20 protein-coding genes and 4 pseudogenes are annotated in these 23,186 nt (G+C 57.8%); 5 read left to right on the top strand and 19 right to left on the bottom strand.

The genetic code is table 11. The features are described from left to right. Positions 1-154 precede the first annotated feature (154 nt). Both EV561_RS34705 and EV561_RS38500 read right to left on the bottom strand, forming a co-directional pair. The gene (locus tag EV561_RS34705; RefSeq protein ID WP_132528416.1) at positions 155-622 is read right to left on the bottom strand and encodes a DUF1963 domain-containing protein; all 468 of its coding nucleotides are present in this window, start codon (positions 620-622) and stop codon (positions 155-157) included. A 418-nt stretch (positions 623-1,040) separates the two neighbouring features. After that, positions 1,041-1,544 carry a YwqG family protein gene (locus EV561_RS38500; RefSeq protein WP_132528415.1) on the bottom strand — a complete coding sequence of 168 codons (504 nt, stop codon included), beginning with the start codon at positions 1,542-1,544 and terminating at the stop codon, positions 1,041-1,043. Between EV561_RS38500 and EV561_RS37750 the strand changes: the two genes are divergently transcribed. After that, entirely contained in the window at positions 1,543-1,956 is a 414-nt protein-coding gene (locus tag EV561_RS37750) for a hypothetical protein (RefSeq protein WP_207910655.1), read from the top strand. The two genes, EV561_RS38500 and EV561_RS37750, sit on opposite strands and share 2 nt — an antisense overlap. On the opposite strand, the gene EV561_RS37745 is transcribed toward EV561_RS37750, so the two are convergent. The 8 genes and pseudogenes from EV561_RS37745 to EV561_RS37485 form a co-directional block, all read right to left on the bottom strand. Further along, positions 1,957-2,343 carry a hypothetical protein gene (locus EV561_RS37745; RefSeq protein ID WP_207910654.1) on the bottom strand — a complete coding sequence of 129 codons (387 nt, stop codon included), beginning with the start codon at positions 2,341-2,343 and terminating at the stop codon, positions 1,957-1,959. 172 nt (positions 2,344-2,515) lie between these two features. Continuing rightward, positions 2,516-3,415: a carbohydrate ABC transporter permease gene (locus EV561_RS34690; RefSeq protein ID WP_132528414.1), complete on the bottom strand. Its 900-nt coding sequence runs from the start codon at positions 3,413-3,415 to the stop codon at positions 2,516-2,518. A gap of 15 nt (positions 3,416-3,430) precedes the next feature. After that, positions 3,431-4,366, bottom strand: coding sequence for a sugar ABC transporter permease (locus EV561_RS34685; RefSeq protein ID WP_132528413.1), 936 nt, complete (start codon positions 4,364-4,366; stop codon positions 3,431-3,433). Positions 4,367-4,431: 65 nt separating this feature from the next. Further along, positions 4,432-5,745: an ABC transporter substrate-binding protein gene (locus EV561_RS34680; protein WP_132528412.1), complete on the bottom strand. Its 1,314-nt coding sequence runs from the start codon at positions 5,743-5,745 to the stop codon at positions 4,432-4,434. 153 nt (positions 5,746-5,898) lie between these two features. Continuing rightward, the gene (ugpC, locus tag EV561_RS34675) at positions 5,899-6,966 is read right to left on the bottom strand and encodes a sn-glycerol-3-phosphate ABC transporter ATP-binding protein UgpC (protein ID WP_132528411.1); all 1,068 of its coding nucleotides are present in this window, start codon (positions 6,964-6,966) and stop codon (positions 5,899-5,901) included. Between the two features lie 46 nt (positions 6,967-7,012). Next, a pseudogene (locus EV561_RS34670) lies at positions 7,013-7,776 on the bottom strand (SDR family oxidoreductase). 51 nt (positions 7,777-7,827) lie between these two features. Further along, positions 7,828-8,571: a FadR/GntR family transcriptional regulator gene (locus EV561_RS34665; RefSeq protein ID WP_132528410.1), complete on the bottom strand. Its 744-nt coding sequence runs from the start codon at positions 8,569-8,571 to the stop codon at positions 7,828-7,830. Positions 8,572-8,770: 199 nt separating this feature from the next. Then, entirely contained in the window at positions 8,771-8,923 is a 153-nt protein-coding gene (locus EV561_RS37485; RefSeq protein WP_165928028.1) for a hypothetical protein, read from the bottom strand. Positions 8,924-8,965: 42 nt separating this feature from the next. Here EV561_RS37485 and EV561_RS34660 point away from each other — a divergent pair. After that, a pseudogene (locus tag EV561_RS34660) lies at positions 8,966-9,486 on the top strand (IS6 family transposase); the annotation flags it as partial. 47 nt (positions 9,487-9,533) lie between these two features. Here EV561_RS34660 and EV561_RS38250 read toward each other — a convergent pair. The 9 genes and pseudogenes from EV561_RS38250 to pdxA form a co-directional block, all read right to left on the bottom strand. Further along, positions 9,534-9,581: pseudogene (locus tag EV561_RS38250) on the bottom strand (hypothetical protein); the annotation flags it as partial. Between the two features lie 511 nt (positions 9,582-10,092). Further along, on the bottom strand, positions 10,093-11,046 hold the full coding sequence (locus tag EV561_RS34650) for an ABC transporter permease (protein ID WP_132528409.1): 954 nt from the start codon (positions 11,044-11,046) through the stop codon (positions 10,093-10,095). Further along, a complete protein-coding gene (locus tag EV561_RS34645) occupies positions 11,043-12,617 on the bottom strand; it encodes a sugar ABC transporter ATP-binding protein (protein WP_165928027.1) in 1,575 nt (524 codons plus the stop codon). Before EV561_RS34645 ends, EV561_RS34650 begins: the two co-directional genes overlap by 4 nt. A gap of 93 nt (positions 12,618-12,710) precedes the next feature. Beyond that, on the bottom strand, positions 12,711-13,865 hold the full coding sequence (locus EV561_RS34640; RefSeq protein ID WP_132528407.1) for a substrate-binding domain-containing protein: 1,155 nt from the start codon (positions 13,863-13,865) through the stop codon (positions 12,711-12,713). A gap of 164 nt (positions 13,866-14,029) precedes the next feature. Then, positions 14,030-15,505 (bottom strand): aldehyde dehydrogenase family protein, encoded by a 1,476-nt coding sequence (locus tag EV561_RS34635; protein WP_132528406.1) that lies wholly within the window; start codon positions 15,503-15,505, stop codon positions 14,030-14,032. A gap of 51 nt (positions 15,506-15,556) precedes the next feature. Then, the gene (locus EV561_RS34630; RefSeq protein ID WP_132528405.1) at positions 15,557-16,540 is read right to left on the bottom strand and encodes an ABC transporter permease; all 984 of its coding nucleotides are present in this window, start codon (positions 16,538-16,540) and stop codon (positions 15,557-15,559) included. A gap of 11 nt (positions 16,541-16,551) precedes the next feature. Continuing rightward, on the bottom strand, positions 16,552-18,027 hold the full coding sequence (locus EV561_RS34625) for a sugar ABC transporter ATP-binding protein (protein WP_132528404.1): 1,476 nt from the start codon (positions 18,025-18,027) through the stop codon (positions 16,552-16,554). A gap of 148 nt (positions 18,028-18,175) precedes the next feature. After that, positions 18,176-19,249: an ABC transporter substrate-binding protein gene (locus EV561_RS34620; RefSeq protein ID WP_132528403.1), complete on the bottom strand. Its 1,074-nt coding sequence runs from the start codon at positions 19,247-19,249 to the stop codon at positions 18,176-18,178. Between the two features lie 104 nt (positions 19,250-19,353). Then, positions 19,354-20,379 (bottom strand): 4-hydroxythreonine-4-phosphate dehydrogenase PdxA, encoded by a 1,026-nt coding sequence (pdxA, locus tag EV561_RS34615; protein WP_132528402.1) that lies wholly within the window; start codon positions 20,377-20,379, stop codon positions 19,354-19,356. Positions 20,380-20,928: 549 nt separating this feature from the next. On the opposite strand from pdxA, the gene EV561_RS34610 reads away from it, so the two are divergent. The 3 genes and pseudogenes from EV561_RS34610 (at position 20,929) to EV561_RS34600 (ending at position 22,744) form a co-directional block, all read left to right on the top strand. Beyond that, positions 20,929-21,750, top strand: coding sequence for a DeoR/GlpR family DNA-binding transcription regulator (locus tag EV561_RS34610; protein WP_132528401.1), 822 nt, complete (start codon positions 20,929-20,931; stop codon positions 21,748-21,750). Then, positions 21,747-22,028 (top strand): hypothetical protein, encoded by a 282-nt coding sequence (locus EV561_RS34605; protein ID WP_132528400.1) that lies wholly within the window; start codon positions 21,747-21,749, stop codon positions 22,026-22,028. The genes EV561_RS34610 and EV561_RS34605 overlap by 4 nt, the downstream gene beginning before the upstream one ends. Continuing rightward, positions 21,992-22,744, top strand: a pseudogene (locus EV561_RS34600) (IS6 family transposase). Before EV561_RS34605 ends, EV561_RS34600 begins: the two are co-directional and overlap by 37 nt. The last annotated feature ends 442 nt before the right edge of the window (positions 22,745-23,186 follow it).

Below are 23,186 nucleotides of genomic sequence, written 5' to 3'. Positions count from 1 at the left end.
ACAGTCACCGGCATTGAGCCGCTTGAAGAGCAAGCCGAACACCAAAAGAGCACCGACAAAGTCATCCGCCCGAATTCTCGTGCTATCCAAATCCGTTCTCTAGTTTTCCGTCGCTTTCCGTGTCAACGACAGGCGCCCCAAAAGCGTTAGAGGGTCAATGACTTTCGATCTGCGCAAAGCATCTGTCGAATCGTCGCGAACGCAGGTCCTCACCTTCTATCCAGAAGTTGGCGACGCCAAGATCGCCAAACATTAGCTCGATACCCGGATCCGACGCGAGCCTCAGAAGACAAACATCTTCGTTGCTAGCGGTGTCGCCACGCCCGCCTGGTTGATACAATTGATGCGTTTCCTGGATGCCGGACACGTTACCCAACATCTGATGATTACGGGCCTCAAGCTTCCACGTTCCCCACCCACCTCTCGTGTACCGTTTCTCCTGGAGGACGGGCAGATGATCGCGCTCCAGCATCTCGTAGAAGTGTTCAGGGATGACCGCGGCGATTTCCGGCTTCGACGCCGAGAGGGCAATCGCGCCGGCAATCCCTCGGGTGAGTAGTCCAGGGAGATGGAGATTAAAGTTGCCGGAGATGTCAGGGTCGTACGCGAATTTTCGAGCCATGCGTTAAATCGGATTCGGTCTTCATCGCTCGTTTTTTCAGCCAGATCGGTCTGTGTCGCCGCCGCGATCCATTGTGGAGCCTCGGCCAAGGCGTTTGGTAGCGCATTCAGTCGATGATATGAATCTTGAATTATAACCCGTGCGATACGTTCGATAAAAATGTTGCCGAAGGAAATCGCGTGAAGCGAGCGGATGGAAGCTTGAACGTCCTGCTCTGCTCCCACCACGGTCCTTCCCCGGAGGATGTTGGCAAACCTGTCGCTGCGACGATCGACGCAACTCGGCGTCTTTCGAGCGTCGCACCGTAGTCCGGATCCAGAGGCGTGCTGATCGCATACTCGTCCGGCCACGTGTCGAAGACCGCAGATTTGAGTGGCCATTCCAGCTGGATCGACGGGCCGTCTTCACCAGGCAATTTTCAGACAGGGCCATAGGGTTTATCTGCGGTGTGATCAGAAATCGGTGGCAGATCATCCGGGGCGGATCGCAACGGCGCTTGAGCCGCGTTCGTCGAATAGATCACTCGAATCCGTGCTTGCGGATCGCCCTCGTTCCATATCTGCTCTTCGTCCTGGCTCGCGAAGAAGAACAATGCTCCCTGCTCGGGGAGGCGATTGTCGATACGAGGCAGATCGGCGCATTCGATCTGCGCCAAGAAATGCAATGGCACATTACGCTCGTAGGAGATTCCTCGCGGCCATTCGATATCTTCTGGCAAATTTGGTAGCCCTCCGATCTTAGACCAGATACTACCCGCTGGCGGTGGAGGATATGGTCGATAAAGAAGAATGCCTTTCCGCGTATGGTCAGCGCCAACAGGCGGCTCGGCGAAAAGGGAGCGGGGCTCAACCTTATCGAGAGACCCGGCCTGCAAACCGCCTGACGATTCCTTTCTTGCAAACAGGCTACCGAGAAGTGACATGGTCGTTCCGTATGGTCTCTTCCAATTGTTTCGTGGTTTGGCTCGGGCATTCCCATTTGGGCCCCTGCGCTCTGCGGTTTGCCTGTTCGAACATAGACTTCACATCTACCGCGGCTGCCCAACAATAACGCGTCCTTTACTACCATCGGAAAGGGTCACCTTTCCGGTCGCTGACATGTTGTCGGATGCAATCGTGATGATGGCGTTTCCTGTCCGCCCATCCGAACATTTGATCTGGAAGGTCGACATCGGTTTGGGACTGTCACTGTCACCGGAGCATGTCGTCGATCTACGTGAGGACTGGAGCGAAAAATGGCGGCCCTTTTTCTTTGAATTGATGGTGCTGCCTTTGAAAGTTTCACCAGAATCCATCTTCGCTGTGACCGGAAAGACGCCGTTTCCGTGCTTCTGATCATGCATGCTTTCCAAAGCTGACCGGTCGATCCTCAAAGCCCTCGCGATACTGTCGGACATGGCGTAATCTCGGACGAAGTGAACAATAGTCGTCATAAGAGATCGTGCCTTTGACGTAACCCATCATGATCCGTCGGCAAAACTCAAACCGCACATTGGCTTGCGAGACTTTCATCAGTTCCGCCAGCTTTTGCTGTATTTCCGGTTTGACCCCTATGTGACTGCAGGCTTCGAGCGATCTGTTGAATACAGTAGGATCACTCAACTGCATGCGGTCGTTATCCCAGCCGCCTTTCGTGGTGACAGAGGCTGCTGAGAGGTGGTGTGAAACCGGCCGCCGTAAGGCTGCACGGCGCTCACCACCTACTCTCCACTCAATCTTCATCGGGAAACACGACCAGATAGCTACTGCTCCTATAATCGCCCTGCACAGGCAGACTGGTCAATCCGCAGGAACAGATGATCCAGATGGCGTGGAGAAGGTTGATCGTGGTCATAGCGATGAAGCCGGGAAGACCCTTTAATATCCACCACCCGGTGGCAATACGTTCTCAGCATCATTCTTTCACTGCACCAGTCATCGATGAGACATAATAGTCGACGAAGAAGGAGTAGAGGATCACGACCGGCAATGAACCGAATAGGGCGCCCGCCATCAGCGATCCCCATTCGAAGACATCGCCGCGCACCAACTCCGTCAAAACTCCAACCGGAATGGTTTTGTTTTCCGAGGATTGAATGAAGGTCAGCGCGTAGATGAATTCGTTCCAGGACAGCGTGAAGGCGAAGATGCCGGCCGATATGAGCCCGGGCACTGCTAACGGGAGGATGATCTTCATCAGGATCTGCCAGCGGTCGGCGCCATCGACCAGTGCGCTTTCTTCCAGTTCGAAGGGTATCGACCTGAAATAACCCATCAACAACCAAGTGCAGAATGGGATGAGGAAGGTTGGATAGGTGAAGATGAGAGCCAGCCTAGAATCGTAGATCCCGAGCTTGAAGACAATGAAGGCCAAGGGAATGAAAAGGATCGAAGGCGGAACGAGGTAGGCTAGGAAGATCAGCAACCCGATTGGACGCGAGCCGGTAAAGCGCACGCGCTCGATTGCGTAGGCGCCAAAAACTGAAGCCAGCAGCGACAACGCGGTCGATCCGACCGCCACCAATATCGTGTTCCAGAGCCAGCCTGGATACGACGTCTCGAAGAATAGGTACTTGATGTGATCGAGTGTCGGCCCCACGACCCAGAAGGGGCTGTAATTATTGTAATCGGTCAACTGCTCGTTCGGCTTGATGGCCGTTATGGCCATCCAATAGAAGGGAAACAGGAGCACGAAGACAAAGACCGCCATTGGCAGATAGAGCATGACGATGCGCCGAGGTAGGCGGTTGAGATAGCCCATGCCTTCGACATTGTCGGTAAGAACGGGATTGGCAGAGTTCGCTTTGGTTTTCATGGCGTTCTCCCGACCTCAGTCCTGTCCACCCTGCTGCCATTTGCGGCGCTGCAGACCAAAGAAGCTGAACATGATGGCGGCGAGCAGGAAGGGAACCATTGCAACCGCGATTGCCGCACCCTCACCGAGCTGACCGCCAGGGATACCGCGCTGAAAGGAAAGCGTCGCCATCAGATGCGTCGCATTGACCGGCCCACCCTTGGTCAGCACATAAATGAGCTGGAAATCCGTGAACGTGAACAGCACGGAGAAGGTCATCACAACGGCGATGATCGGCGTCAACATCGGCAGCGTGACATAACGGAAGCGCTGCCAACTTGTGGCGCCATCCAGGGAGGCCGCTTCCTGAAGCGAAGCAGGAATGGTCTGCAGGCCGGCTAGCAGCGAAATCGCGACGAAGGGAATGCCGCGCCAGACATTGGCGATGATGACCGAGATGCGCGCGTTGGTCGGATCGCCGAGGAAATTGATCGGGCCATTGATCAGGCCCATCTTCATCAGGGACCATGAGATAATGGAAAATTGGGAATCGTAGATCCACCAGAATGCCAGCCCCGAAAGCACCGTCGGAACGACCCAGGGCAGAAGCACGATGGCTCGGAAGAACGACTTGAATGGCAGATGCTGATTGAGAAGCAGGGCCAACCAGAGGCCGAGCACGAATTTCAGGATAGAGGCAACAAAGGTGTAGAGCAACGTATTGAAGACTGCCAGCCAGAAAACGGAGTCGTTGGCCAGGAATACATAGTTCTCCAATCCGATAAAGCTCCCAGCACGTCCGATCCGCGTGTCCGTGAAACCGAGCCAGACCCCAAGTCCCAGCGGATAGGTGAGAAAACAAACCAGAAAGACGGCAGCCGGCAACATGAAGAGGAAGCCGAGCACATTGTTGTTCTGCATGAGCGATTTGATCGGGCTGCGCGTCGGATCCCCGGATGTGACGGTCGACATGGTATTATCTCCTGATAGACAGTCGCAGCATGCCGTCACCGACATGCTGCAGATCTTCGCGGGCATCAAACCTTGTAGTAACGGTTTGCGCGGCGCTCAGCTTCTTTCATCGCATCCTCTGGCGTCATCTGGCCGGTCACGGCGGCTGCGAACATGTCGACGAGCACGTAATCGGCCATCACCCCTGCAGAAGCATAGCCCAGAGGACCGGCATAGCCGTTCGGGCGTAGCGTTTCCGAGGCGCGTGCATAGGGCGCATGGATCGGATCGGCGGTCCAGACGGGATTGTTGGCAAAGGCCTTCAGGGGTTGGCAGCAATAGGCGCTCGATCCTTGGATCCAGGCGTTCATCTGGTCGCCTTCCATCATGAACTTGATATAGGCCTTGGCTGCTTCCGGATATTTGGTATGGCTGAAAAGGACCAACGAGCTCGTCTGGTGCAGCTCGACACTCTTGCCGACTGGGCCAACCGGGAAGTTTGTGGTTCTGATATCGGCCGCGATTTCGGCAAGTTTCGGATCTTTCTTAGCCGAATAATAGACCGAAACGCCGTTTGCGATCAGCGATACCTGCCCGGCAAGGAAGGCCCGGTTGTTGTTGATGTCCTGCCAGCTTTCCGTGCCGGGGATGAAGGTCGCATAAAGATCCTGTGCATAGTGGATGGCCGCCAGCGTTTCAGGGCTGTTGATCGTCACCTTGCCGCTTTCGTCCACCATCTTGCCGCCATGGCTCCAAAGCAGCCAATGGGCGTAATTGTTGCCGTCGCCGACGGCCTTGCCGTGCGGAAAGCCGGCGGGCGTGCCTTTGGCCTTCATTGCCTTGCAAAGCTCGAGGAATCCCGCGGTATCCTTGGGGAATTCGCTGAAGCCTGCGGCCTTCACATGGCTGTCGCGATATACGACGGCATTGCCGATCGCCGTCAGCGGCATAGCGATGAACTTGTCGCCGCGGGTTGCATAACCGCGCACGCCGTCATACCAGCCACCGTATTTGTTGCCGAGATAGGTGGCGAGTTCCGTCAGGTCGACGAGTTTGTCGGGATACTGATGAGCATCGTCGAACCAGCACATCACTATGTCGGGACCGGAACCAACATTGGCGGCGACGGCGGCCTTCGGTCGGATGTCCTCCCAGCTCTCCTTGTCGACACGAACCTCGACGCCCGTCGCCTCCGTGAACTTCTTGGTATTGGCAAGCCAGGCATCCTCGTCTCCCTTGACGAAGGGTGTCCAACGAAGAAGTCTGAGACTTGCACCCTTTTCCGGCGTGTATCCGGGTTCGGCTTGGGCGAAAGATGGGCGTATACCGAGCGGCGAGAGGCCGACGATACCGGCCGCTGCCGCCGATGCGGCAAGAAAGTCACGTCTCTTGAATGCCATGATACTCCTCCTTTGAAAACGGGAGCAAATTCCCCCGGCGCCCACCTTCCCGTTTGGTGAGCGACGACCATCGCATCCGAACCTGCCGGATGCTTCCGCATCAACCGGTGAGCCGGAAGACTCCTCTTCTTCCTGCTTACCAGGGATGCGGCATCAGATAGTCAATCTCTGACCGCTTTCGGCGTCGAAGAGATGGACATGCGGCACATCGATGGAAATGCGCAGCGTATCGCCAGGTCGGGCATTGATCCGTTCCCGGAAGATGCAGTTGACGTCGCTGCCGCCAAGCCGAACAATCATCTGCGTTTCGTAGCCGGTCGGCTCGATCACGATGATCTCCGCCGGCAGACCGTTGTCGTCGAGCGCGATATATTCCGGACGTAGCCCATAGACGAGATCGCGATCCTTTGCGCCGGCGGGCGGATTTGCAATCGGTAGGACGGTTCCGTCCAACGCAACGAAATGGCTACCGTTCTCCGAATTGAGGCGGCCTTTGATCATGTTCATCGCCGGCGAACCGATGAAGCCCGCAACGAAAAGATTGGCAGGCGTGTCGTAGAGATCCAGCGGCTTTCCCACCTGCTCCACGACACCGTCATGCATGACGACGATCTTGTCGGCCATTGTCATAGCCTCGATCTGATCATGCGTGACATAAACGGTCGTCGTGCAGAGACGTTGATGAAGCTCCTTGATCTCCGCACGCATGGCGACTCTAAGCTTGGCATCCAGGTTGGAAAGTGGCTCGTCAAAGAGGAAGACCTGTGGATCGCGCACGATCGCCCGGCCCATGGCGACACGCTGGCGCTGGCCGCCGGAAAGCTGGCGGGGATAGCGGTCGAGGAGTTTGGTGAGACCAAGGATTTCCGCGGCCTTCTTGACACGCTGGTCCATGTCCGCTTTCGGCGAGCGTTTGAGCATCAGCGAGAAGGCCATGTTCTGTGCCACCGACATGTGCGGATAAAGCGCATAATTTTGAAACACCATCGCTATGTCGCGGTCGCCCGGCGCTACTCCATTGACGGCACGATTGCCGATACGGATCTCGCCGGCGGAAATATTCTCAAGCCCGGCAAGCATTCTCAGGAGCGTGGATTTTCCGCATCCGGACGGTCCGACCAGGATCACAAACTCCCCGTCGGCAATCTCGATGTTCACTCCCTTGATGACCGGGAACGCCCCGAATGATTTCCTGACATCGATAAATTCGACACCTGCCATAAAAGTCCCTCCCAAACTTGTTCCTTTTTTGGCCTTTATCGGCCGGTCATCCCCTCCTCCGGGATATCACCGCCGTCATGGTCAGGACATTTGCCTCCAGCGGAAGGCCTGCCATGTAGACGACCGCGCGAGCGACATGCTCGGCGGGAATCGTCGGTTCGCTGGCGATCTCTCCGTTCGCCTGCAGCACACCAGAACTCATCCTCGCGGTCATTTCTGTTGCGGCATTGCCGATATCGATCTGCCCACAAGCGATATCAAATGGCCGTCCGTCGAGCGCGGTTGATTTCGTGAGGCCGGTGATCACATGCTTCGTCGCAGTATATGGGGCGGAATTCGGCCTCGGCGTCGTCGCCGAAATCGACCCGTCGTTGATGATCCGGCCACCGCGGGGCTGTTGCGACTTCATCAGCGTGAAAGGCTGCTGCGTGCAAAGAAAGGCACCGGTGAGGTTGGCCGCGACCACGCCGCTCCATTGATCGAAGGTGACGTCTTCGAGCGGGATCGCTGGAACACCGCTGCCGGCATTTTGACGAGGAGGTCGAGCCGGCCAAACTCTGTTCTGATCTTGCCGAAGAGATCAGCGACCTGCTCGGCAACGCCGATATCACAGGCGATCGCACGCATCGTGCCGCCGGTCCCGGCTGCAAGTTCACTAGCGGCTTTTTCCAGCACATCGCTGCGGCGGCCGGTAATGATAACGGCATAACCTTCCGCGCTCAGCGCCTTGGCGATGGAGCGACCGATGCCGGTACCGCCGCCAGTGACGAGGGCGATCTGGGTTCTTTGTGCGGTTTCGGGTTGCTCCATCTCAGATTTTCCATCCCCCACATGCATGTCAGGCAGATTTCCTTATGCTGCTCAGGCCGGATTACCGCTGGCCAGCAGAACCCCAGTCGTTTCATAAATACGTGTCAGATGATGCTGGAACGCCGCAACGGCGGCGTCCCGGTCATGCCGCGCCAGAGCCTCGATGATTGAGACATGATCACTGTAACTGGCTTCGATGGCGCCCGGCCGGGACATGGCACTACGCCGGTAATTCATCATGTAGGTGTATAGATCGGTGACAAAAGCGGCGAGGAGCGGGTTCCCGCAAGCGCGATAGATCGCAATGTGGAATTCGCGGTCACAAATCAGGAAACGCATCGCGTCGTCTCCGCTGAGGCGCTGCGCCTCCAATAGGGCCTCCAGCTTCACCAGCGTCGCGTCGTCGATCCGTTCGGCGGCGTCGCCGACGACCTTGAGTTCGATGTGGAGACGTGCCGCATGAACGGATTCCAGATCGTAGCCGTCGATCGCGTTGGGCGAGGCGATCGTTACCGTGATGTGGCTGAGGTCGACCTTGCCGACACGGCTGCGGCTGCCATGCGAAACCTCGATGATGCCCTGCGCGGCGAGGGTATGGATGGCGCCGCGCACCGTTTCGCGACTGACATGGAGAACATTGGCTAGCTCACGTTCGCCCGGCAACCCGTCGCCCGGTCGCAGCATATTCGTGGCGATCAGGATCGTCAGCTTCTCGGCAATGACGTCACGCGCCGTTCGGCGGGCGAGGCTCCGCGCGATGTTCGGTACCTCGGTCAAGATTGGACTTTCGTCCATTGCGCCCCCCGGTCCACTGGTTGGTCCAGCGGATCAATCTATTAAAGATCGTTGAGGAAATCAGTCAAGACAATTTCGTCACGTGGCAGCTATCCGTTCCAGGCAGCAGGCACGGAAGCCGACAGGATCCGGTACCACTGCCCAACGAGGGCTGCAGTGACCGGCCCCTCGCCGGGCTGCCGTCCGGCGGCCAGCGCCATCATATTTTCTCACTGCCGCGATAAATTGTCTCTCGAGCCTCCTTATGCGCTTCTGTCACCATCTCAATCTGCTCGACCAGCTTTTCTAAATTCATTTGTTCTGCTGACGCATCTGCGCGCTTGCCGTTGCTTAGGCACTTATTTGTGTCCATGTCAGAATCCATTCATCTGGGCCGTCTTCATCGTGGGCGGCGCTGTCCAGTTGTTGGCGGCTTAACGGTTGACGGCTAACCGAGCGCGATGAGCACGCCGATCATCAACTACAAGAACCATCGCTTTCCGCCGCACAGTATCGCCCATGCGGTCTGGCTTTATTTCCGGTTCCCCTTGTCGAGGAAAAGCTCCTGGAGCGCGGCATTGTGATTTGCTATGAAACGATCCGTCGATGGGGTCGGAAGTTCGGAACGGCTTATGCGAAGCAATTACGCAGGAAGAAGCCTTGCCCTCGCGAAGGGATATTTGGCACCTGGATGAGGTGGTGATTTCCATCGGCGGCCGCAAGTACTGGCTTCGGCGAGCGGTCGATCAGGATGGTTATGTGCTTGACGAAATCGTACAGATCCGCCGCAGTACGAAGGCGGCCAGGCGGTTGCTGATCCGACTGATGAAGAAGCAAGGCCTGTCGCCAAAGTGCATCGTCACTGACAAGGTGCGCGCGTACAGGGCAGCGAAGCGCGATGTGATGCCTGCTGTCGAACATCGATCGCACAAGGGCGCTGCTCGCTTGTTTCTTCGGCTTTGCAGCAGCGCATTGAGGACGTAGCCATTGGCATCGACAGCGCGCCAGAGCCAGTATTTCTCTCCCTTGATGGAGACGCCATCTCATCGAATTGCCACTTGTCGGAAAGCTGGCCGCGCTGGCACTGCCGGAGTTGACGAGCAAATTTGAGGCCGAACTTCGCCGCCCATTCCGAGACCGTCTGGAACGAGACCTCAATGGCCGCGCTCGCGTGCAGATCTTCAACATCGCGAAAGATGAGTGGAAACCGATAATGGAGCCACACAGCATGGGCGATGATTTCGGCGGGGAAGCGATGGCCTCTGATGTGGGCATGCTGGACTTCGGTCATTTGCACCAATTACCAAACCGATCTCCACCAATCCCTAAAGGCGACGCCACCGCACTCACGATGAGAATGCGCTTAGGATCAGCGGCTTCGTTAGCGTGTCACACCCGATTGATTTCCTGTGTGGCCTTGCCAACCTCGGTGAGGAGGGTGAACGAGATCTATCAGCGGATCGAAAGGCCATTCGTATTGCCGGGGTCTGCTACATTTAGGATTGATGTAGACTTGCTGGGCGAAGGCCACAGAGGGATACGCTAACGACGATTGACCGAAACTGCCAGAATGATGATCACTCCCTTGATCACTTCTTGAATGCTGGTCGACAGTCCCATCACGAGGAGGCCGAAGCCGAGAATGCCGATAAAGATTGCGCCGACGACCGAACCTACAATCGATCCATAGCCGCCGAAAAGGCTCGTCCCTCCGATGATGACGGCGGCGATGACGTCCAGCTCAAGGCCGGCGCCCAGGCTTGGATTACCCGCTGTCGAGCGAGCTGCAAGCATCATTCCGGCCAGGGCTGCTGTCATGCCGGACAGGACAAAAGCCGCGATCTTGACGCCATTCGTTCGTACGCCGGAAAATTGGGCCGCGACCGGATTGCCCCCCGTCGCGAAAACTCGCCTGCCAAAAGCCATCTGGTGCAAAAGATAATATCCCGCGGCGGTCAGACCCAGTGTCCAGAGAATTGGCGCTTGGATTCCGAAAATCGAACCGTTCCAGAAGATAGCCGAAAAGTCGTCATCGAGAATCGGGACCGGCCGCGTGTCGGTCACGGTCAGCGCAAGCCCTGAGAAGATCGACAGCATTCCAAGGGTGACGAGAAAGGACGGGATGCGCAATCTCGTCACCAGCAGCCCGGAAACGGCTCCCACGACACCGCCAAGCAGGAGCACAAGCAGCGGCGCGAGGAATGTCGGCACGTCGCGCTCATAAAGCATGGCTAGCATCATGCCCGAAAAGCTTGCCATCGAACCGACAGACAGGTCAATTTCGCCGCAGATAATCACAAACGTCATGCCGATCGCCATGATCGAGACGATCGCCGTGATGCGTAAAACCGCTGTCGCGGTCGTCAAGGATGCAAAGTGCGGAGCAAACATCATGAAATACAGCGTAATCAGAATGAAAATGCCGTAGGTAATATGATTTCGCGCGAAAGTTGCGACGCGTCCGGCAAAAGCGGAGGTCTTTTGTGCCATGCTCATTCTTCCTTCCTGGGCAGTGACATGTGTCTGGCGGCCTCGGTTTGCAGCAGCGAGCGCAATTGACTTTCATCCTCTGCGCGTTCGATGCTGCGGGTCACACGGCCGGCGGCCATGACGAGGATGCGATCGGAGAGATCGATCAGTTCTTCCAGCTCGGAGGAGATGAGCAGGACGCCGACACCGGTTGCCGCCGTGCGACGCACAAGCGCCCGCATCTCGCGTTTTGCGTTGATATCGACCCCTGATGTCGGCTCGTCGAGAATGAGCAGCTTTGGCCCCATGGCGAGCCATTTCGCGAAGACGACCTTTTGCTGGTTTCCGCCCGAGAGCTGTTGCGCCGGTTGATTCGGCCCGCGGCAGAGAAGGCTCAGATCGTTTCGATAGCGGTCGAAAAGACTGTTGATGCGGCCGGCAGCGACAGGGCCAAGGCCGCCGAGCTTCGCAAAGCGTGAAAGGCTTGGCAGAGCGAAATTCTCTGCAAGCGAGCGGCCGCCGATCAGTCCCTCCAGCCGGCGGTCTTCCGGCACCAGAGCCACACCGGCCGCTATTGCGCGCGGGACGCTACCAGGCACAAGGGGCATGCCGGAAATTGTTATCTGGCCGCGGACATCCGGCAGGATGCCAAACAAAGCCTTGGCGAGCGCCGAACGGCCGCTGCCCACCAGCCCCCCCAACCCGACAACCTCGCCCGGTGCAATATCGAATGAGATCGCCTCGAGTTTGCGTGACGTCGACAGATCGCGAACGCTCAAGGCCGGAAGACTGTTGCCGGCAAAGCTCGCCCGCTTCGGCGATGCGGAGGCATCCTGCGGCAGATCCTCCATCTGCGCATCGCGTGGACGGGACATCAAGGCGGCAATATGATCGATGGATGTTTCCTCTGGACGGAAAGGCCCGACAATGCGCCCGTCCTTGACGATCGATATGCGGTCGCTCAACCTGAGAACATCGGCCATGCGGTGACTGATGTAGACGATACCGATGCCGGTGGTCTTCAACTGCGCGATGGTGGCAAAAAGCGTTTCCTCTTCCTGTACCGTCAACGAAGACGTAGGCTCATCCATGACGATCAGCCGGGCGCGCCGGGAAATCGCTTTCAGGATTTCCACCATCTGGCGTTGGGCGAATCCGAGTTCGCCCACGATATCGGTGGACTTCAGTGCGAATCCATATTGCGCAATCAGCGCATCGGCTTCGCGTATCATGCGCTTGCGATCCACACGAAGCCCCAGCGCCCGTGGTTCTCGCAGCAGGAAGAGATTTTCCGCAACCGAACGATTGGCCAGCACACTCAGCTCCTGAAAGATCATCGCGATGCCGCGATCCATCCGGTCACGCAGAGCAAGAGCCGTAACGTCGCTACCTTCGAGAAGAATTCGGCCTTCATCGACGTGATGCACGCCGATCAGCGCTTTCATCAAGGTCGATTTTCCAGCACCGTTTTCGCCAAGCAGCGCATGCACCTCGCCAGTCCGCACGGCGAACGAAACATCTCTCAGCACCTTGTTGGCGCCGAATGATTTGGAAATGTTTTCCATGGCGACGATCGCGGGTTCGTTCGGGGTCGGCAAGAAGGCCTCCTGAAATCCAAGCCGGTTACCGGCACAAGCACCCATCAAGAATGACCCGGCGCCGATTGCGCCGGATCAGATATCACCACAGGCTTAGAAGCACTTGTCGTTGCAGAGCTTGATCAGCGACGCCGGCGGCTCTTCCTTCGTGACCTGCTTCAGGGCGCTAAGAAGATTGATCTTCTTGACGCGCAACGTCGGCACGGACACATAGGCTGGCACTTGCTTGCCCAGAAGCGCCAGCGCAGCGACCTTGGCTTCAGCGACGCCCTGGTCATAAGGCTGCTGCGCACCCACCGCGAGGAACTCTCCGCGCGCCACATTCACCGCGCTGTCGGCTGCGAGATCGTTCGTCGTAACGATGATGTCGCGACCGAGTGTCTTGGCAGCAGCAACGGTCTGCTGCGCAGGCGTATCCCACGCAACGAATATCCCCTTCATGTCGGGATTGGCCGTCAGCATGCTGGTAGCGACTTCGTAAGCCTTTTCGGGCGACGTGAATGTCCCGACGGCATCGACCTTGATGTCGGGATATTGGGCGAATGCCTTCTGCGCTCCAACCTTGCGAGCCGCGACAGAATAATAATAGTCGTAGACGAGGGTCAGGATACCGACCTCACCCTTCCCGCCCAGCGCCTTGGCCAGTTCGTCGGCGGCGAAGAATGCGTTCTTCTCGTTGTCGGCTGCGACAACCGAGACGTAGTCCCTGCCCGGCGCCATGTCGACCGGAACATTGTCGAGAAAGACGAGCTTGATGCCCGCTGCGGCGGCTTTCTTGTAGGCCTCCGATTCCGACTTCGGATCGATCGGGATGGAGAAGATTACATCGGGCTTGCGCGCGATCATCTGCTCGAGGTCACTGATCTGCTGGCCGACATTGAATTTGGCATCCGTGGTGCCGACAACTTGAATGCCGAAGGACTGCAGGGTTGAGGTGATCCCGCTCACCTGAAGGTGTGGCCAGCCTGCGTCCATCGTATGCATGACAAGACCAGCCGTAAACTTGCCTGCTTTCAACTTTGCGATGTCGTCATCCGAAAGCTTCAGCGTGTCGGCGGAAACCGCCGGCGCCCCATTGGGATAACCGGGCACGGCCTGTCCGGTCGGGGACAGCGGCAAGGGTTCCATCAAGGCTTTGGCTTCTGGCGGAATGTTGTCTGGCCATTTATAATCGGCGGCCGAAGCGCGGGCGGCGCATGTGCTTGCAAGTGCAAGCGCGATTGCTGCTAACGTCATTTTCATAGGCATGCGTTTCTCCCATATAAATGCGTGACACGCCCATGGCGGCACGATCGTTCCTCAACTGCATTACCGCGACTTCTTTGGCTCACAGGCCGAGGTGGCTAGCAAAGCCCTGCGAAACATGCGGTCGGCCTCGTGTCGGCCAGCCGCATGTCTCGCGGCTACGCTGGTCAGGCGTAGTTGACGTAGAGGGTCTTCTTGCGCAGGAAGCCCTCGATCCCATGCTTGCCGTCCTCTCCGCCGAGCCCGCTCTTGCGATAGCCGGTGTGGAAACCGTGCGGGCTTTCTCCGGATGGCCGGTTGACGTAGATCTCGCCGAAATCCAGTTCGGTCACGCTTCGCATGATGCGGCGGTTATTCTGCGTGAAGACGTAGGCCGACAGGCCGTATTCGGAGTCGTTTGCGAACGCGAGCGCCTGATCGAAATCATCGACCGACATTGCCGCGATGACAGGCCCGAAGGTTTCCTGACGCATGATGTCGACATCGTTGGAGGTAACCGAGAACACCTTCGGAAAGAACCAATGGCCACGCTCATATTGGGCCTCGTCGGCCCCGGCAGGCTGAACGTCGCTGAGCAACGTTGCCTTTTGCTCCACGGCGCGTGCAACCATCTGCGAGAGCTTTGCCACTTCCCCACCGCTGATGCGGGGACCGATGTTGACGTCGGTCGTCGGATCACCAACAGTCAGCCGGCTCACACGCGCCACAAACTTGTCCATGAACTCGTCATGAATCTTGCGATGCAGATACATGCGATCGTTGCAGGTGCAGACCGAACCACCTGCGAAGAATTTCGACGTCACGGCCGCTTCGACCGCCTTGTCGAGATCGGCATCCTCCATGACGATAAAGGGCGCCTTGCCGCCCAATTCGAGGCGTACGGGTTTGATCAGTTCGGCGCCAAGAGCATAGATCTCGCTGCCCGCGCGCACCGATCCCGTCATCGAGACGATGTCGGTGCCAGGATGGGAGACAAGATGCGCCCCAACTGAGCGGCCGTCGCCGGTGATCACATTGACGACCCCATCGGGAATACCGGCCTGACGGCACAGTTCCGCCAGCGCAAGCGTCGTCAGCGGTGTCAACTCGTGTGGCTTAATGACGATCGTATTGCCGGTCACCAGCGCAGGACCAACCTTGCGGGCAAACAGCGCAGCGGGGAAATTCCAGGCTGTGATGCCGACGACCACGCCATAGGGGACGCGCGGGATCCAGATCTGTTCATCGTGGTTCTCACCAGGCAGGATTTCGCCTTCAAGACGGCGGGCGCTTTCACCCGCATGGCGAAGCAGCAGTGCGCAGAAGGCCACATCGATGCGCGATTCCGACAGGATCTTGCCGCCCTCCGCGGTCAACATCTGTGCCAGCGTCTCGCTATGGGAATCGATAAGATCGGCGAGCCTGTACAGAAAGCCTGCGCGTTCCATCGGTGTCAGGGCATTCCAGGCCCGTTGTGCCTTGCGGGCAGCCGCGACGGCGCGTTCGGCATCTTCGAGAGACCCGGCCGAGACGGTGTCGACCCTTGTTTCATCCTTGGGGTTGAAGATATCGCGCCGATCGCCCGTCGCCGATTCAACCCAGCGGCCATTGATAAAAAGCTGCCCCGTTGCGATGCCAAAATTATGCAATGTCAAACCTGCCATCAACGTCACTCCTGTGTTGAAACACCGTCTGAATGAGAAATTTCGACTTGCTCATTTGATGATGCCTATCTTCTTTCGATCTATCGTCACGAAGACGGAAAGGACGAGCACGGCGCCCTTCACGAGGTTCTGGAAATACGGATCCAGACCGATGATGTTCATCCCGTTCGACAGGATGGTAATGATCAGCGCGCCGAGGACTGTTCCCTGAAGGCTGCCTATTCCACCGGTGAGCGGCGTGCCCCCAACCACGACCGCGGCAATAGCATCGAGTTCCAGTCCTTCGCCAAGCTGTGCGGTCGCGGACATCGCACGCGCGCTCTGCAAAAGACCCGCCACGCCGCACAAAAACCCAAGCAAGGCGAATATCGCGATCTTGACGCGATCGACGCGGATACCCGTCAGGAGCGCGATGCGCTCGCCCCCGCCGATGGCGCGTACCTCGCGTCCGAATACGGTCGCGTTCAACATGACCGCCGCGATGATGATCATGACGATTGCAATCAGCATGGAATGCGGAATGCCGGCGGTGCGCCCGGAATAGACGTCCAGAAACATCTCGTCCTCGATGGAAACCGGCGCGCCGCGCGTGAAGAACAGCACTATGCCGCGGTAAATCACCATGGCGCCAAGCGTCACAATGAAGGACGGCACCTTGCCCTTCGCCACGATCGTTCCGTTGATCGTGCCGGACAGTACCCCGATGGCGCAGGCCGGAATGATGGCGAAGACACCGAGCGTCGTCGATGTCTCGGCGGCCACCAGTGCGGCCAGCGCAACAATTGCGCCGACGGACAGATCAATCGATCCGGCAATGATGACAAACGTCATGCCAAGTGCTGCCACCAGCAAGACCACCGCCTGTTGCGCAACGATCATCAAGTTGTTGAATTGCAGGAAGCGGGACGAGGCCAACGAAAAGATCCCCGCAAGAACTAGAAGTAGGAGAATGGGGAAAAAGCGGCGCATATCGTCGCGATCGAACCAACTTTTACCATTGGCGGATGCAGGCTCCCGGGCAGACAAATCGGACATCGAGGCACTCCTTAAATCATGGACCGGATCACGACATCTTCCGTCGTGTCGGCCGGATCATCGATCTCGGCCGACACGCAGCCGCCGCGCATGACGACGATACGGTCGCTGAGGCCGATGAGTTCGTTGAGATCTTCACTGACGAGCAAAATGGCGAGGCCGGACAAGGCCGCTTCACGCAGCGAGCGATAGATTTCAGCCCTTGCGCCGACATCGACGCCCCGGGTGGGATTGTTGAGCAGAAGGACGCGCGGACCAATGGCCAGACATTTGCCGAGAACAACCTTCTGCAGATTGCCGCCGCTGAGCGAGCCTGAGCGGGCAGATGCCGAACTGGTCTTGATCGTCAGCCTTTCGATCAGCGACCGGGCGAGCACATTCGCTTTTTTCCGGTCGAAAAGCGGGCCGCGGCGCGGAGGTTTTGCCATGACAAGATTGTCCAGCACCGATGCCTCGACGATGAGCCCTTCGGCGGTGCGATCCCCCGGCAGGTACGCGATGCCGGACGTCCATGCGTCGGCCGGCGAGGTGAAGGATTTCTGCTGCCCTTCAAGCAAGAGCTTGCCGGATGTCGGTTTTGCCACGCCGGCGGCCACTTCCAGGAGGCGCTCCCCACCCGCGCCCTTTAATCCGGCAATGCCGACAATTTCACCTGCCATGACCGACAGTGAGACAGGCTCAAGACGATCGGCCGCAACATGATCGAACTGCAATTTTTCCTGCTTCGACCATGCGTTGGCGCGTAGTGGATAGAGCCCCTTGGACAGGTCGCGCCCGACCATGCGGCTCTGGATCTGTTCGCGATCAAGTTCACCCGCCTGAAAATCGCCGACTTTGCGTCCGTCCTTAAGAATGGTCAGGAAATCCGCAACCGCTTCGACTTCGGCAAAGTGGTGCGACACGAAGGCAACGGTCAGGCCTTGCGCCTTGAGCGCCCGCATTGCGCTAAGAACGACGTTCACTTCGCGGTGGCCGAGAAAGGCCGTGGACTCGTCGAACAACACAGCACGCGGCGACGTCGAAAGCGCGCGCGCCACCTCGAGGCATTTCCACTGCCCGAGATCAAGCCTGGTGAGAGGCTGGCGCACGGATATATCGGCGGAAAACCCATCGAGAAGCGCCTGCGCATCACGCTGTAGTCTCTGGTAGTTCAAGAAACCCTTGTGTCGATAACGGGCGAATTGCCCGATGAATATGTTTTCAGCGATCGACAGTGCCGGATTTATCGTCATTTCCTGAAAAACAAGACCAACACCGCGTTCACGCGCATAGGCAGGATTGCGAGGCGCGTAGCGTTCGCCGTCGATGGTCATGCTGCCGGTATCGGGACGTTCGGCCCCGGCAAGAATCTTCAGCAGGGTCGACTTGCCCGCGCCGTTTTCACCCACCAGCGCATGAATGCGCCCTGCCTGAAGCGTCAGGGAGACCCCGGACAGCGCCCGGGTGTTTCCGAAACTTCGCTCAATATCTTCTGCGACGATCTGCACGAAACGCGATCCTTAGTGAGGAGATCCAGGTCTACCGGGCTTGCGCCCGCGATGGTTCCATCGAAAATGTGCGAAGGGCTGCGGCGGGGCTTGCTTGTCATCGAAAATGACGCCGGTCAGATCAGACCAACCGACGTCTGAGGTCTGATTATTTCGAGTATTTCAGCTCGAACGAGGCAGCGGCGGCGTCAAGCGTGTACGTCTTGGAATGCGCCTTGAAATCGTAGGGCGGCACACCGGCTGGAAAATCGGCCTCGAACTGGGCGACCCGGTCCTTGGTCAAAGGCAAGAGCTTGAGCTTGACGTTATCCGCATCCTTCGGCACTGCATGACCCTTGATTTCGTCATAGAGCATGACCAGCGCAAAGCCGCCCTGCAGCCAGTGGCCGCCGATGTCAAACAGAAGCTCGCCCGACTTTACGGCTTCGACATTCTCGGGATTGAGGTCCATCGCCACCACGAATACGTCCTTGCCTGGCTGTTTGCCGGCGTTCTTCAACGCTGTCATGACGCCTGTCGCCGTACCGCCATTGGCAGCCCATACGCCCTTGATCTCGGGGTGGCCCTGATAGAGGGACTCAAAGACGGTCTGCGAGGTGTCGCGTACGAAGTTGCCATCGACTTCACCGGCCACCACGACTTCCGGGTGAGACTTCAAGGCATCCTCGAGGCCCTTGCGGCGATCGATCGCTACGGATGTACCCGCCGTGCCGTTGACGACGCCAATGACCTTCTTGCCGGAAGCATCCGGCTGGACGGCGGCGAAGAGGGCTTCAGCCATCTGACGGCCAGCATCTTCGTCGCTCGGCCCGACAAAAGCTTTATAATTGGGGAAACGTGAGGTCTGGGGATCGAAATCGGGATAACTGTCGGTCAGGATCACCGGAATGTTTGCGTCCTTGGCGAGTGTGAGGCCCCTGGCTGCTGTCGCCCAATAAGGCGTGAAGATAATGCCATCTGCGGGCTTTGCGGCCAGATCCTCGAGCGCCTTGACCATCTGATCCGGTTTGTTGTCGGCATTGAGAACGACGAGATCGACGCCGAGCTCGTCGGCACCCTTCTTCATGAAATCGACGTAGTTGTTCCAGAACTGCGCCGCAAGCGTCGGTACAACCACGCCTATGGTCGGCTTGGCCGTTTCGGCGGCAGCCGCAGTCGTAACGCTCAAAAGCAATGGCGCCACAACTGAAACCATCACCCTGCGGATGTGCTTCGCGATCATGTTTTCCTCCCAAACCGGCTAACTGGCATAATCTCACCGGGCCGGAGCCGATCAGACTGGAAATGGCACGTGGCTCAAGTCACTGCCGCGTCAGGGTCTCCTGCTCACGCCCGTGACATGGCCACGGCAAGCTCTACGGCTTCGATCAGGCTGGTTTCGCTGGCGATACCCTTTCCGGCGATGTCGAACGCGGTCCCGTGATCGACAGAGGTACGGATGATCGGCAGCCCGAGCGTGACATTCACGCCGCTCAGCGCCTCCCAGCGGCCGCTCTTCTCATCCACCGAGAATCCCAACAATTTCACGGGAATATGCCCCTGGTCGTGATACATCGCCACGACAGCATCGAATTGGCGTGCGCGCAGTTTTACGAACACTGTGTCGCCCGGTACGGGCCCTTCGACATCAAAACCTTCATCGCGTAGCGCGCGAATGGTCGGTTCGACGACGTCGATGTCCTGACGGCCGAAGAGACCACCCTCCCCGGCGTGTGGGTTGAGTGCGGCAATCGCAATTTTCCGCCGCTCAAGCCCCAGGGTCCGCAACGCGCCATCGGTGAGGGCAACGACCCGGCTGATGCGCTGTGGCGTGACGCGTTTTGGAACATCTTGCAACGCGACATGTGTGGTGATGTGGCTCACCCGCATGTTTCCGTGGGCAAGCAACATCACGCTGTCGCGCGCTTCCGTTAGATCGGCCAGCAGCTCTGTGTGGCCGCTATAGTGATAGCCCGCCAGATTGAGCGCCTCCTTGCTGATCGGGCCGGTGCAGATGGCGTCCGCCGCACCGCTTAAGGCAAGCTTGACTGCCCCAGCAATCGCATCATAGGCGATCTTCCCGCCCGCAGCTGTCGAGTGACCGACCGGGACTGCCGCCCGCGTCGGATCGACGTCAACAAACGTCAGTCCAGCGTGACGGTCATGCGCTACAGATCCCGTCAGCAATCTGGCTCGATCCTCCAAGCCGAGCGCGGCAACGCTTCGGCTGTGTGCCGCCGCAGAACCAACCAGCGCAAGCGAAAGCTCGCCAGCAGATATCCGTGGCCATAAAACCTCGGCAGCCCTCGCCATGATTTCCGGGCCAATTCCTGCCGGATCTCCGGATGTGATTGCGATCCTTGGTTGGCTCACGGGTCTTCTCCGTCATCATTTTCGGCGGACCTTAAACCAAGAAATATTTCAAATAAAGTCAAATAAGTGCATTAAACGCTATTTAATTTCATATTGCGTCGCACATACCTGAATTTACGGTTACTTTGTGGGTTTATTTGCTGCATTGCGGCAGATATTGACGGCCGATGATATTAGAACCTATCATCACCGTCCATAACAGTTCATTTTGGAGCATCAGTGCGATGCCGAATAGACCGTTGTTCAGTCGGGGAGGGAGACAATTCATGTTGCGAAATATCCCGATCGCGTCTGCGAAGACTCTCGTGACGCTGACGGTGGGTGCCACCCTTAGGGCTCATATCCGTCATTGGTGGCACGCCCATCCTGAGCGGCGACGCATATGCCGAAACATTTGTGGGCGCCTTTTTCATAAACCCTTTGTCATCGGTATTGTCGTTGATGCAAATGCCCGATGCATTGCGGCAATTGATCTTTGACGCAATCATTTTGATAATACGCTGATCAACCGTCACCCGCGGCCGCGTTGATTTTCATTCAGGATTTGCCATGGCTTCGATTAAACGACCCGAGCTGATACCGGCACAACGCCGTGCCTTTATGCTCGAACATATCCGCAAGCGGGGCGCGGCCTCCATCCAGGAATTGGCGGAAGAGATCGGCATATCGCTGTCGACCGTGCGCCGTGATCTCGAGCATCTGGAAGAGCGCGGCTATCTGGAGCGGTCCCACGGGGGCGCTCTGATCCAAAAGCAAGTGCAATCAACCTTCGAACCGGAGGCGGCAATTGCTGCGGAATTCGATCGGTCAGAGAAGGAGGCCATCGGTTACGCTGCCGCTGCAAGCGTCTCCTCTGGCGCCAGCGTAATTTTCGACAGCAGTTCGACGGTTCTAGCTGCTGCGCGCGCCTGTCTCGAACGCGGCACTGCTCTAACCGCCGTCACCAACGATGTCGGTATTGGACAGGCGCTCTCGATGTCCCAGGCCGTCCGGGTGGTCATGCTAGGCGGCACGATAAGATCTGGATCTCTGACCGCAGTTGGCGAGCCGGGCGAGAGTTTTCTTGCCAATCTCAGCACGGATATCGCCTTTATCGGCACGCACGCAATCAGTGGCACAAGCCTGACGGAAACGTCCATCGAAGCGGCCGCCATGAAGCGCGCGATGATTGCATCGGCGCGCCGTACGATCCTGCTGGCCGATGCTTCGAAGTTCCGCACAGCAGCGTTCTGCCGTATCTGCGATATACGTGATATCCATGAAATGATCACCGATGATCGTGCTGATGCAGGCGAGATCGAACGTCTGCGGGATTTGGGTTTGACGGTAACCGTCGTCTCGGCGAACGCTTCGGAAACGCATTCCGCATGACAACCCTGCGTCTGATCGCTGATGACCTGACAGGAGCGCTCGATAGTGCGGCGCAATTCAAGGGTTCACTCGGCCCCTCGCCGGTCCTGACAAGTGTGGCAGTCGCTGAAGTTCCTGGATCGTTTGTTCTGAACCTGTCATGCCGCGACGGGGCGCAGGCGATCGCAATTGAACGGGCGCGCGCAACGCGCGCGGCCTTCGCAGGGGCGGATATTGCCTTCAAGAAGATCGACAGCCGGCGATGTCACGTTGTCGACAACTTAACGGGTGGCGGATAATTCGGTTGAGATGACCTCATCGACCATCAGCTACAAGAACCACCGCTTTCCACCGCAGATCATCGCCCGTGCGGTCTGGCTGTATTTCCGGTTCCCGTTGAGCCTGCGGCTGGTCGAGGAAATGTTGCTGGAGCGCGGTATCGTCAGTCTCTTACGAAACGATACGGCGGCGGGGCCGCAAATTCGGGGTAGCCTACGCCAAGCAGTTGCGTAGAAAGAAGCCGTCGCGGAAGGATATCTGGCATCTGGATGAGGTCGTGATTTCCATCGGCAGTCGAAAACATTGGCTTTGGCGCGCGGTCGACCAGGACGGCTACGTTCTCGACGAGATCGTCCAGGCTCGCCGCGATACCAAGGCTGCCAAGCGATTGCTGGTCAGGCTGCTGAAGAAGCAGGGCCTGTCACCGAAGCGCATCATCACCGACAAACTGCGCTCATACGGAGCGGCAAGTCGGGATGTGATGCCCAGCGTCGAACATCGATCGCACAAGGGCCTTAACAATCGCGCAGAGAATTCTCACGTGCCGCTTCGAAAACGAGAGCGGATGATGCAGGGCTTTCGAACCGTCGGAGGTTTGCAACGTTTCATCTCGGTCTTTTCAGCAGTCCGAAATCTTTTCGTCGCGCCGCACCAGAGACACGCAGCCCTATCCACCCATATTCATCGCATCCGCGCCATGGCGCAGTGGAAAGCCGTGACCGCTGCAATTGCATGAGTTTACCGACAAGCGACTTTACGGCCGTTGAACAAAACAACGTGACATCGCCCCCTTACCCGTGCCGCCAAGAAATACGGCTTGGTGCGCACGCGGAAGTTCTTCAACAGCCTCGTAGCGGACGCACATGCCAGCTGATTTCCTGCATAACCATAAGGATTTCGGAGCACAACTTTTTGGCCGCAATCAAGCTGGCCGCAACACGCATCTGGATCAGATCGTTATGAGTCCACGCCCTTAGACAAGCTCAAAGCGATCATCTCGATCGATTTGCTTTGCCAGTTTGGTGCTACCGTCGGTGGCCTATAGATCCAATCGTCGAAATTTCCACTCGGAAGTGAGATCGTCGGTGGAAAAGTCGGCCACGGTAGCGGCGGAATAGTCCAGCCGCGGGCGGAGTAAAATCCGGCCACCTATTTCCTTTCTGCAATGATCGCAGGAG

The sequence above is a fragment of the Rhizobium sp. BK376 genome, assembly GCF_004341625.1.
Classification (GTDB): Bacteria; Pseudomonadota; Alphaproteobacteria; order Rhizobiales; family Rhizobiaceae; genus Rhizobium.
The sequence above is the reverse complement of the archived record's forward strand: the minus strand, read 5'-3'. Positions and strand labels throughout refer to the sequence as shown.